Origin of the sequence: Moorena sp. SIO4A5, assembly GCF_010672005.1 — a bacterium.
Taxonomy (GTDB): Bacteria; Cyanobacteriota; Cyanobacteriia; order Cyanobacteriales; family Coleofasciculaceae; genus Moorena.
The window spans coordinates 73,093-84,543 of the sequence record NZ_JAAHHZ010000011.1 but is presented as its reverse complement, the minus strand read 5'-3'; the positions used below and the strand labels follow the sequence as shown (position 1 = coordinate 84,543).

The 11,451-nt window shown below is 41.6% G+C and carries 9 protein-coding genes; 2 read left to right on the top strand and 7 right to left on the bottom strand.

The annotated features are described in order from the left end of the window. Nucleotides 1-181 precede the first annotated feature (181 nt). Nucleotides 182-1,060, bottom strand: coding sequence for an Rpn family recombination-promoting nuclease/putative transposase (locus F6K57_RS07385; RefSeq protein WP_293066184.1), 879 nt, complete (start codon nt 1,058-1,060; stop codon nt 182-184). Nucleotides 1,061-1,122: 62 nt separating this feature from the next. Between F6K57_RS07385 and F6K57_RS07380 the strand changes: the two genes are divergently transcribed. Continuing rightward, nucleotides 1,123-1,311 carry a hypothetical protein gene (locus F6K57_RS07380; RefSeq protein WP_158069450.1) on the top strand — a complete coding sequence of 63 codons (189 nt, stop codon included), beginning with the start codon at nt 1,123-1,125 and terminating at the stop codon, nt 1,309-1,311. Here F6K57_RS07380 and F6K57_RS07375 read toward each other — a convergent pair. Then, nucleotides 1,277-1,828, bottom strand: a complete 552-nt coding sequence (locus tag F6K57_RS07375; RefSeq protein WP_293066181.1) for a Uma2 family endonuclease — start codon at nt 1,826-1,828, stop codon at nt 1,277-1,279. The genes F6K57_RS07380 and F6K57_RS07375 overlap by 35 nt on opposite strands. A gap of 337 nt (nt 1,829-2,165) precedes the next feature. Between F6K57_RS07375 and F6K57_RS07370 the strand changes: the two genes are divergently transcribed. Beyond that, complete coding sequence (locus F6K57_RS07370; RefSeq protein ID WP_293038082.1) at nt 2,166-2,399, top strand: hypothetical protein; 234 nt, start codon at nt 2,166-2,168, stop codon at nt 2,397-2,399. 709 nt (nt 2,400-3,108) lie between these two features. Here the strand turns inward: F6K57_RS07370 and F6K57_RS07365 are convergent. The 5 genes from F6K57_RS07365 to F6K57_RS07345 form a co-directional block, all read right to left on the bottom strand. Then, the gene (locus F6K57_RS07365) at nt 3,109-6,525 is read right to left on the bottom strand and encodes a tetratricopeptide repeat-containing protein (protein WP_293066178.1); all 3,417 of its coding nucleotides are present in this window, start codon (nt 6,523-6,525) and stop codon (nt 3,109-3,111) included. A gap of 5 nt (nt 6,526-6,530) precedes the next feature. Then, nucleotides 6,531-7,502: a MoxR family ATPase gene (locus F6K57_RS07360; RefSeq protein WP_293066175.1), complete on the bottom strand. Its 972-nt coding sequence runs from the start codon at nt 7,500-7,502 to the stop codon at nt 6,531-6,533. Beyond that, nucleotides 7,499-8,953 (bottom strand): effector-associated domain EAD1-containing protein, encoded by a 1,455-nt coding sequence (locus tag F6K57_RS07355; RefSeq protein ID WP_293066172.1) that lies wholly within the window; start codon nt 8,951-8,953, stop codon nt 7,499-7,501. The genes F6K57_RS07360 and F6K57_RS07355 overlap by 4 nt, the downstream gene beginning before the upstream one ends. A 45-nt stretch (nt 8,954-8,998) precedes the next feature. Further along, complete coding sequence (locus tag F6K57_RS07350) at nt 8,999-10,318, bottom strand: effector-associated domain EAD1-containing protein (RefSeq protein ID WP_293066169.1); 1,320 nt, start codon at nt 10,316-10,318, stop codon at nt 8,999-9,001. Between the two features lie 305 nt (nt 10,319-10,623). Further along, complete coding sequence (locus tag F6K57_RS07345) at nt 10,624-11,175, bottom strand: chorismate pyruvate-lyase family protein (RefSeq protein ID WP_293066166.1); 552 nt, start codon at nt 11,173-11,175, stop codon at nt 10,624-10,626. Nucleotides 11,176-11,451: the final 276 nt, after the last annotated feature.

Genomic DNA, 11,451 nt, shown 5'->3' with positions numbered 1-11,451 from the left:
GACGAGGGTCTTCGAGCTCTGCAAAGGCTTCTATAATTGCGATTTGAGACACAAGAGTAGATGGATTAGACTAAATTTGCGCTCAATTATACCATATCTTGTTTATATTTAGAATGAAATAGCCCTGCTATTTTGCCCACCCTACGTTAATTGGTATTTTTTTGAACTTTTTCTTTCTCTCTTAGGACAACTGATTAATTTCATCGATAGTCAACCCCGTATATTGAGCAATATCACTCAGGGGTAACCCAGCGGCCTTCATCTGTTTAGCAATCTGGTATTTTCCTTCAAGTCTACCTTGTTCTCGTCCTTCTAGCCTTATTTCTTCTCGTCCTTCTTCTCGTCCTTCCCTTTTCGCAAAATTCAATGCACCTCGCCAGTCCCACAAGGCCATTTCCTGTTTCCAAATCTTTTCCAATTCTGACTCACTAAACCCCGCTTGATTCGCTATTGTTAAAGCTTGTTCTAGCTGTGGGATTTCTTTGAGCTGGTCAGGAATGATTTCTAAGTTGGGTGCTTCTTTGATAAAAAAGATCCACTTATCGATCACACTTTCCAAGTCTTCCAGTTGCTTAGTAAATTTAGGGAGTTCCACAAACACCAACTTTAATTCATTTTCCTGATAAGGCAAGTGGTCTTCTTCTTCTTGAAAGTAAAAACAGCTAATGACTTTTTCGGTTGAGGGGAATAACTTAAAATCGGTTATGGTTAAAGCAATGACTGGATTGATATCGAAATATATCTTTCCCGATTTAAGTTGATTTCCATAGGTTTGGCACAAGTTATAAACCACTCGCTTCTCGAAATCCTTTACATTCCAGATTTGCACTTCAATCAGGACAGTCGTTTCATCCTCTAATACTGCCTTAACATCCAGATAAGTATCTTTGAAATTTACCAAATACTCGTCACTATAGGAATCAATAATTTCTAAATCCTGGATGACGGAATTACCAGAGTATATCATGGCATTGAGGAAGGAAATCAGAATATCCTTACTCTGATCTGAGCCAAAGATTTTCTTGAAAGCAAAGTCAGTTTTCGGGCTGATGAATCTCATGGTTTTACAGGTTTATATAGGGAACAGGGAATAGGGAACAGGGAATCGGGGAGAGTAGTAGGGTGGGCAAAAACAGTTTGGTTTTGTTGAGTATTAATGATTATATTACTTTGCCCACCCTACTTTATAATCTCACTCTTGCCTATTGCCTATTGCCTATTGCCTATTGCCTATTGCCTCTTCCCTATTCCCTATTCCCTGTTCCCTTGTCTATACTCAATCAAACTCCGGTGCCCACACTTCAACAATAGGTAATTCCCAACCAGGAAGCAATTCTGGTACTTGCAGCACATCCCCATCCCCCAGCACAACTTTATCCTGATTGAGGCGATAAACTTCCATCGTGCGAGTTCTCGGATCTACTAACACCCCAACTGTAGTTCCCAATTCCAGAAATTGCTGTATCTTCTGGCGCAATTTTGGTAGGCTATCGCTTTTAGATTTTACCTCAAATGTCAAATCAGGGACTAATTCGGCGTAATCTTCCGTAGTGCGAGGTAGACGTTCAGCTAAGATAAAAGACGCATCCGGGGCACGAACATCCCCATCTTTATTCGGTAAGCGAAAACCACCACTAGAACCAGAAACTCTTCCTAATTTGCGGGGTCTTACCCAGTTACGAAGTTGAGCAGCGATTTCTATGGCTACTTCATCGGATTCTAACCCTGAAGGACTCATAAAAATAATTTCTCCCCCTATTAATTCTATCTGATAATCAGGATGCTGTGCTTGCAGCGTTTCTAAATCTTTGACCGTTAAATTAGCCATGCTTAAAATCCTCCATCTACAGTTTTAGTTTAGGGGATAGGGAGTAGGGAGTCGGGAGTAGGGAATAGGGAGTAGGGAGCAGGGAGCAGGGAGAAGGGAGCAGGGAGTAGGGAGTAGGAGCAATTGCGTTTGTAATTGGGCTAAAATTCTAATATTTTTACCAAAATTACCACACTAAATACCCTCCCCATACTAACCACATAAATCTCTTATTTATGTCCTATTTACTATTATAGCAATTTTAAATTTCGTAATAAAAAAAATTCCTAAACCCCTTGACATTGGATTAATTTATTTATATATTAATAATGTACACCATTTAAGGATACTGTTGATCATGACAAAAAACATTCCGCCTAACTCCGATGACAATCAAACTCCTGAAAACCCTGGTCGTAAACCTAAGAAAGTCAAGTACGTTTTGATCGGTTCTCCTGAACAAGTTCGGAATACGATTAATGCCATCTATGCCCTTAAATACGCCTATCCCGACGAGTGGAGCACTCCAGAACCTACTGAAAAGCCTGGTGAGGTTATGACCTTTTTGATTCGATATTTTTATGTAGACTAGGATAGGGTTTTGCCAGGGTTTTGACGCCCTGGCGACTAGGAATTGTGGAGGTTATTTTGAAGCGATCAGTTATCAGTTATCAGCTATCAGCTTATGGGTTAGGTCACAGGCTGGAAGCCTGTGCCACAAAGCTGACCACTGACCACTGAGGAATTTATTCGTTGATCAACAGTATCTAGATTTGAGCTCCGCTGTATTTGTGGTGGCTTACACAATAGAAATCGGTCAAGGATTGGGGTTAACCACAACTTGACCGATTTTTTTTTATTGGTATAGTTAGAGGAGTTCTAATTTGGTGAGGTATGAAGTCTTGGATTTGAGGGAGTAGGGAGTCGGGATGGAGCGATTTTAGAAAATGGTAAAATTAACTTGTACAATCATATCGTTATACTCATTGTCACTACCTGGTTTAGTGGTTAGCCAATGCCTTTAGCTTTTTAGACTAAAGCAACTTAGAATCCAGGGTTAGGAAATCAGTTAGCGGTTACTAGTGAGCAAGTATGCAGAGCGCTGCGTGCATAAAATAGAGATTTCCTATTCCCTAAAATACCAAAGTTCTCTACCTCACCTATTTGATAAATTATATAGTTATAAAAACCTAAGCATTGCCAAAAAACCGGGAAAATCACCTAAGAGCTATTTGGGATTTTGCTCATAACTACAATAAATGTTTGTTGGGTTAGATTATGCCATCACTACATGTTGATCACTACCATGGAATCTCTCGACGCAGTCGATCTAACTCGGTAATTATCTCTTGGGGAACGTTGCCTTTAGGATAAAGGTCGCGGTTGGTGAGGAGTTCCACTAGGTTGCGGTCTTTGCTGCGTTCGACTGTTTCTATCGCTTTATCCGATTGTTCTATATTGATATAGGCTTGCACCAGTTTTTGATAAACTGCTATTGCCTCTGCCATAATCTCTTGACGGCGTTGATCATTCATTGCCCAACTGCGACTGAGTTGCAATGCAGCAATGGCTTGTTGGTAGGCATCAATAGCGGTTTGCCAGTTACCTTGCTTAAAGTGAAGGTGGCGTAAGTTGCGGGAAGTTCGGAGACATTCAATGGGATTTGCTTCTTTGGTGTGAACTTCCAATGCTAGTTGGTATGCAACAATCGCTTGTTTCAGATTCTCTTGCCTATCACCACGGATTCTGTAACGATAGGCTATGCCTAGGTTGTTTTGAGTTACTGCCCAATTGATGGGGAAGTCTGATTTGGTGCGAACTGTCAAAGCTTGTTGGTATGCGGCAATGGCATTTTCGAGATTATCAGCCCTATCCTGATAGATTCTGTAAAGGTAAGCATTGCCCAGGTTGTTTTGAGTCCTTGCCCAATCGATGGGGAAGTCTGATTTGGTGTAAACTGACAAGGCTAGTTGGTATGCTTCAATCGCTAGTTCTAGATTCAATGCCCTGTTGTCGCGGATTCTGTTTCTGTAGGCTATGCCCAGGTTGTTTTGAGTCCTTGCCCAATCGATGGGGAAGTCTGATTTGGTGTAAACTGACAAGGCTAGTTGGTATGCTTCAATAGCACGTTCGAGATTCAATGCCCTGTCGCTGCGAATTCTGTTTCTGTAGGCTATGCCCAGGTTGTTTTGAGTCTGTGCCCAATCGTAAGGGAAGTTTGATTTGGTGTAAACTGACAAGGCTCGTTGGTATGCTTCAATCGCTAGTTCGAGATTCAATGCCCTGTCGTCGCGGATTCTGTTTCTGTAGGCTAAGCCCAGGTTGTTTTGAGTTTGTGCCCAATGATAGGGGAAGTCTGATTTGGTGCGAACTGACAAGGCTAGTTGGTATGCTTCAATAGCACGTTCGAGATTCAATGCCCTCTCACCACGGATTCTGTCACGGTAGGCATTGCCCAGGTTGTTTTGAGTCCCTGCCCACTGGATCGGGAAGTTTTGTTTGGTGTAAACTGACAATGCTAGTTGGTATTGGGCAATCGCTTTTTCGAGATTCAATGCCCTCTCACCACGGATTCTGTCACGGTAGGCATTGCCCAGGTTGTTTTGAATCGTTGCCCAAGTTTCCGATTTACTCTCACGGGTAAAAACTGTTATAATTGTTTGGTAACCAGCAATGGCGATTTCCATGTTACTGGCTTTATTACCGAGTGGAAAATCCCTGATCAGGCTGCTGAATTCCCCAATAACTCTAGCAATAGCTTCTGTTGTTTCTGGTTCCAATTCTGAGAATCTATCACTTGCCCAGGTTTGCAGGATATCGAGAAAGTTATCATCGAGTTTGTTGAGGTTTGCTTCCAGGAGTGGGTAGACGACTTTGGGGTTCCCTTTGCTGTCTACGGTTGCTTGCAATACTTGCTCTAAGAATTGCAGATAGTCTTGGGATGAAGGATGATCTGGAGTAGGGATTTCTGATATGCTAGGAGCCGTTCGATTATCCTCACTATTGGCATCTTCTGTACTATTGGTATCTTCTACTAACTCTTCATTTTTGAGCAGTTGTTCAGCCAAACGAGCATACTCCCCTCCTAATCGCCCTAAGACTTGAGCCTTGAGGTGTGCAAAGGGACGAATTTTTTCTTCTAACCCATCATTACTTGCAGTTGCCGGTGTCAGTAAACGGGCTTCAAAGTCCTTTACTGATAACCCTAAGTGATCAGCAACAAACTCAGATACTGTATCAAGAACTGAAAGGGTTTTACTAATGGGTACAGAATCTACTAATAACTCCTTTAGCCCTGGCTTAAATTCGTACTCAATATAATCGGGATTTGAATCTTGGTCTACAGGGGTTATAGATTGGAGGAGTCCACTCATAAACACTTCCGCTACATGAATTTGTGCGGATTTTGGTAGCAGGGTTTGCTGAATTAGTTGCACTACAGGTAAACTAACGGGAGCAGCTGCCATTAATCCAGCTAACCGACGCGCCATAGGAGAAGCCGTAGCACGAAATCGACTAACTAATGCTTCTGCTGTGAGTTGGGGTTGACTGGGTTTACCATCTAGCTCTCTTCTCTCTGCTTGGGAGTTTTCGGATACATAAAATTTAAACCCCACTGTGGTAACATTCCCCTGACCAGCTATTACCTGTGACCAGGCCAGTAGCGGGTAGGGTTCTAAGGTAACCACGGGAACATTTATAGAGGATTTATTCTGACTACTGTTCCCTGTTTCTTCTTCCCTGTTCTCGACTTCTGAAAAAAGTTCAATGTCATCTTCATCCCAAGATTTAACAATCAACTGAGAATTGACAACTCCAGGACTAAGAGAATGCAGTTGCACTGGTGTTTCTGAACCTAAAGCCGTGCGTTCCCAAAGCCGTTCAGGGAGTAGCTGAAGGATAGTAAGTAAACCATTGCGTCCCCACAACTCTAGCACTGGATGAATTAATTGTCTGCGCCAAGCCACAGAAATACAATCACTTATCAATAAAATTAAACGTTGTTTCTTCGGATCAATTAATACCTGGGGAGGATAGGGAGTGGAATCATACCCCCCCGTGCTAGTTTGAGGAAATAAGTCTACTTTGGGTTTATTGATTTCTTCCGTTTCAGTAATTGTTAATTCCCACGTGCGTACATCCCGAAACGCACCATGATGCTTTACTAAATGTTGCAGTTCAATGATTGTCTGTTTCCAAACCGCCGTTGAACTAGTTTTTTCAACCACCAACGCTAACTCTAACCATCGTTCGGAAGCAGGTTTCAGAACTGGTAGCCAAATGTTTGATTCGGCAATTTGATAAACAGTAGCTTCTTCATCCAATATCGTTTCTATAGCAGATGGGACTTTCCGCATTAACGGACGAAGTGCCCGTCCCAACGCCAGAGTATTTCTCAATGCTACGGCTGCTGGAACTTTAATCGGAATTGCTTCTCCACTTTCTTTAGTCTTTTTAGGTTTGGAAGAGGCAAGATCAACCTCAGCAGGAGGTTCTGTGTCTTCAGGTGACGATTCTTCTGAGATATCTGGAGTTGGGTTTGGGGGTTGCTGTAATTCCTCTTGGGATACCGTTGATGCTTGTAATTGCGGCTGTGGTTCCTCTGACTCGTCTATGGGCTGGTCTAGATGAACAGCCAACCAGAAAATTTCTGCTATTTCCCGAGCAGTTAAATCAAATCCTGCTTGTTGTAGAATAGCGATCGCTTCTTGAAGCATATCCCTTAGGTACTACTGAGGTACTGGAGCAATCGGTCAATTAACGTTTCTTTTTTCTGGTCTTCGTCTTCGTCTTGAGAGTCACCCATGGGAGCATCCTCTGTATTAACTGTGTTAGTTAATATATAAATGGCGTTGAGCAATTGGTCTGTAGCCAAGTCTCCTTTCTGCCGTCGCTTGAGAAAGGTTTCAATAATCGGTTCAGCTTCTTCAAGACTATCCCCTAAGTGAGCTTTGACAATTGCTTCTAATTCCTTGGGAGTTGGTTCCCGTAAATCTAATCGTAAACAGCGTCGTAAAAAAGCTGGGGGAAATTCCCTCTCTCCGTTACTGGTCAGAACTACAAAGGGAAAGGCATCACAGGTTACCTTTCCCCTGGGGATGGTTGTGGTTTGATTATCCCAGGTTTTGACAACAATGTCTGGAAACTGGTCACTGATTCGTGTTAATTCCTGGATTTCAAATTCTCCTTCTTCAAAAATAGTCAATAAATCATTGGGTAAATCAATATCGCTTTTATCCATTTCATCAATTAATAATACCCTGGGCTTAGTTGAGGATAGTAACGCTGTTCCCAAGGGACCCAATTGAATATACTTACCAATTTCCCTTAAATTATCCTTGCCGCTGCCTTGAGCATCTTGTAATCTACCAATGGCATCATAACTATAAAGTCCTTGCTGTAAATGGGAGCGAGTGGTAATATTCCAGCGTAAGACCTTTCCTAATTCTAACTCTTGAGCAACTGCATAGGCCAAAGATGTTTTTCCTGTGCCTGGCTTTCCGGTTACTAATAAAGGACGACGCAGATACAACGCTGCATTGACTAACTCTATTTCCTCTGGCCTGGTCTGATAGGTTGTACCCCGTCCTTTTTTGTCAAATTTCCGCCAACTAGGAGGCTCAGGAAGGCGTTCAATGCCCTTGTGGGGTTGTTCGGGAGTTCCGCGAAAGATTTTCCAAGAGTTATTAGTCATAAGGTTGTATAGTCAATCTGGGGTGGTAGTAGATCGGGGTCTTCCCACAAAAGAGCAAGATGGTGTCCGATATGTTCTTGTTTATTGCCTTTGGGAAAAGCTTGTAACCGTTGTTCTTTTACCTTTTCACGAAGCTGATTTATTTGACAATTGAGTAATTGATCGAGAGCCTGTTGACAATTAATAGTTTTAAAATCATTCTTCCTCAGCCATAAAACAACTGGTATTGCCGTCCGGTCAATAACTTTAAATATCTGCTCACATGGAGGTTGATGTAATCTTAAACCTATCGCCTCTTTTTGTTCTACATAAGCATACAATTCCTTCCAATAATCAAAATTACTAAAAGCAAATTTAGTTAAGCATGTTTCACAATTATCTTGGATTTGTGTCCATTTATTTAACCATTTGCCTTGATGACGATACTTTTGTAAACGTTTTACAGATCGAAAAATCACGCAATACTCACTACCAATTGGAATTGGCAAATCATCATCATCTTGAATTTCAATTCTTTCAAGTTCATGGTTCAGAAGTTGATAAGGTAAGAAAAATACAAGAATTGGTTGACGGTAATATTCCCTAGAATAGTGAATTAACTGATTTATAAAAAATTCTATTAACTTGGGCAAGTATTCAAGAGAGAAGACATCTTGTTCAGATTCTCCATCATCTGGTGGAGTCTCTAAAAATTTACAGTGTTGATGATTTCGTAAATAATCATAATTACTTGTGTCAGAAATAAACCAAGCTGAGACTAAATAATTAGGTTGACGTTGTTGGTGATATTGGTTACTGGATTCTAGCTTTACAAGCAGATAAGGTTGTGCATCTAAATTTTGTTGCTGATGATTTTGAGAGTCACTCCTACTCTCAGGTAATAAATCAGAAGGGTTATTAGCATTTTCTCTTATCCATTGCTTGAGTTTCTCAGCAGTTGGCTCGGGAATATCTCCAGTTTCTAATAAACGAGCAACAAATTGTACAATAGGTTTTTCATTATCAGTTCCTTGAGCTATCTCATGCAAATTTTCTAGAATTTTAGCTAAACTTTCCAGGGGTTCATATTCCCAATCATCGAAATGATTAGGACAACAAGCTTTATAAGCCTGTTGGATTGGTTCGATAATATTGTTTGGTAAAGGAAATAAGATGGTTAGTAAACTAGGCGGAATTTTAAATTCTTGAGAATATAGTTTTTTTAATTCAGAATTACCTGGATTTTCGTTAAGTGCTCCATCAAGTAAGTTTCCTAGCCTATTCCTAATCTTAAAATCTTGTACTACTTTGTCAACAATTTCATTCAAATTGTCACCAAGAGCTATGTCTTCCAGATTTATATTAAATTGATCTCGTAGCATCATTGCTAATTTAGGTTTATTAGGGAAAGCACGACACAGTGCTAACCGTATCTGCTTGAGGATCTGACCAGGGGGATTTCCACCATTCATTTACGATTACTTCAATAGTTTAAGGGATAGATGTGCCAAAACTGATTAGAACTCAATAGAATAATAATCCAAATTACCTTGTCCCGGACCCTGACTCCAGCGTGAATCAGGTTTCCAAGCACCATTGGGTTCTTCGCGACGGCGAGTGTGGACAGTGAGCTGTTTATCGTTAATTTTCAGTAGATTATATTGCCAGGGATAAGCGGATCGTAGTTCAACGGTCCGTGCCCCAAAGGTGCCAGCACAAATTCCGTCGAGTTTGCGTCCACCTGGACTGAGGTCGTAACGGAAAAGGTTGGTTTCGGCTTTATGGATGTGCCCGTGGAGGAAGAAGCGGAATCCAGCAACGGCCAATCGTTGGATGAATCCTTGGTCAGTAATGCGATCGCTTCCGTCACTATTGAGGGGATGGTGCCAAACCGCTATTTTCAATGGGCAGTTTAGGTAGTCTGGGTTACGGCGAATCTGGTTTAGGGCATTGGTCAGAGCAATTCGGTGGATGCTAGCAGGAGCTCTCAAGTACTTATCCAGTTCCCAAGCTGAGTTTAGTCCTAGGATCAGCAAGTTTTGCTTTGGGAGATGGTCGATAATGGCTTGCTGGTCATACTCCAGGGGATAGGGTTGATCTTTGATAGTTTCATAGAATTGGCTGAAGTGGGCAAAGCGTTGTTGGCATTTGGCTTTGTCTCTGAGTGGGATCAGCTCTTCACGTTTGATCTGGTGACCCTGTTTGAGTTTACCTTGGTATTTTTCGCGATCGTGTAAATCATAAGCCTCTTCTGCTAGTGTCCAGTTTAGGTCATGGTTACCCGGAACTAGAACAATTTTCTCTGGGTCTAGGGGGAAGTCTTGGCGGAGGTTGTCGAGAAACTGTTGTGCAGCGTCGTATTCTTCGGCGGTGGAATAATTAGCGATATCACCGGATAGGATCAAAGCATCAAGGTGAGGGATTTTAAGTTCGTAGCTGAGGTCGTCGGCGAGTTGGTTTGACCATAGGGTAGCTTGCTCAGGGGTGGTGATATGGAGGTCCGAGAGGTGGAGGATATGGGTGCTCCTGCCCGTCCCAGCGCCCGAATCCGGTTGCGGCATAGGAGTAGCAAGATTAAACTCTTCGGCAAAGGCCAATAAAGCTGGGTTACCTGGATTTGATTTACGGGCACCTTCAATTAATTCATCAACCCATCCTTCTGCTTCTGCGGTTTGAATTAAATTAAAAACTATTGCTCTTAAATTATCACCCATTGCTATTTCATTTAGCTTTTTGCTGAACTCAAATGTAACTAATTGAGCAAGTTCTTGTTTTGAACGGAAAGCATCAACTAAAGCATTGGTTAATTGTTTATATTGCTGTCCGGTTAGTTTCATAGTTCAGTTTAATTATTCAGCAATCATAAATTAAAATTATAACTTTGATTATACCGACTGCCTACTCCCGACTCCCGACTCCCTACTCCCGATTCCCGACTCCCGACTCCCGACTCCCTACGGGTGCATGTCAGTTTTGTTAATCCCTGATTCAGATCCCCCATTATCCCCCTTAATAAGGGGGACTTTTCAATCTAATTCCCCCCTTTTTTAAGGGGGGTTAGGGGGGATCTATGTACCTAATTACAAAGTTGACATGCTCCCTACTCCCGACTCCCTACTCCCTACTCCCTACTCCCTACTCCCTATACTCTATTCAAAAAATAGCTTTCAGGAAAATATTCACTAATCATCATCACCGATTGGCGATTAGAAAAGACGCAATAGGTACGAAACAGTAAATTTGCTTCCGGTTCAATATCGAAATAATCAGCTAATTCCTTAGCTGGCTTTTTTCCAGTATCCACAATTTCTTTAAAGGTCTCGAATCTCTGCTCTCGCCAGATTTTGCCAATGGGGGTTTTAGTTTTAAGTAAATCTTTTTGAAAGTACTCATCTAGACGATCAATAACAATAATTGACTCAGCATAGATATAATTCTTGCGACTTATTTTACCCTGTAATAGTATTTTCCTATCAAGTACTGAGCTTCCTTTATTTAATTGCATTGGATCTATATCATCAGTTGTCGTTACCAATTCTTCCGACAACTTAACTAGACGAATCTGTTCAAACAGATAGGCTTCCAACATATCGGTTACTGTGCCATCTGTCGTTAAGAGAATTCTTTGGAAAATACTCAGAGTCGAGGGGTCTATATAACTTCGATTTAGGGATTGCTGTAGATCATTTCTCATTTTTAATAGCAATTATTATTGGGGTGAGGTATTAATTTTTTGGTTTGAGGGAGTAGGGAGCAGGGAGCAGGGAGTTGGGAGTCGGGAGTGTGGGAAGTTTGGGGAGGGTGGGGAGTGGGAAAAAATTATCCAAGCTCTTTCCTACTTTTCCCTGTTCCCTATTCCCTGTTCCCTATTTCCTTGTACCTATAACACCAAAAAATTTTCCAAGGTCTTTCCTACTGCTCCGAAGTCCCTGCTCCCTGCTCCCTTGATAAAAACGCTATATATAGCGTT

What these genes read in the sequence shown, in the direction of transcription:
- F6K57_RS07385 (WP_293066184.1), bottom strand. Translation starts at nt 1,060, where the DNA reads ATGAGATTCATCAGCCCGAAAACTGACTTTGCTTTCAAGAAAATCTTT.
- F6K57_RS07365 (WP_293066178.1), bottom strand. Translation starts at nt 6,525, where the DNA reads ATGCTTCAAGAAGCGATCGCTATTCTACAACAAGCAGGATTTGATTTA.
- F6K57_RS07370 (WP_293038082.1), top strand. Translation starts at nt 2,166, where the DNA reads ATGACAAAAAACATTCCGCCTAACTCCGATGACAATCAAACTCCTGAA.
- F6K57_RS07375 (WP_293066181.1), bottom strand. Translation starts at nt 1,828, where the DNA reads ATGGCTAATTTAACGGTCAAAGATTTAGAAACGCTGCAAGCACAGCAT.
- F6K57_RS07355 (WP_293066172.1), bottom strand. Translation starts at nt 8,953, where the DNA reads ATGAATGGTGGAAATCCCCCTGGTCAGATCCTCAAGCAGATACGGTTA.
- F6K57_RS07345 (WP_293066166.1), bottom strand. Translation starts at nt 11,175, where the DNA reads ATGAGAAATGATCTACAGCAATCCCTAAATCGAAGTTATATAGACCCC.
- F6K57_RS07350 (WP_293066169.1), bottom strand. Translation starts at nt 10,318, where the DNA reads ATGAAACTAACCGGACAGCAATATAAACAATTAACCAATGCTTTAGTT.
- F6K57_RS07360 (WP_293066175.1), bottom strand. Translation starts at nt 7,502, where the DNA reads ATGACTAATAACTCTTGGAAAATCTTTCGCGGAACTCCCGAACAACCC.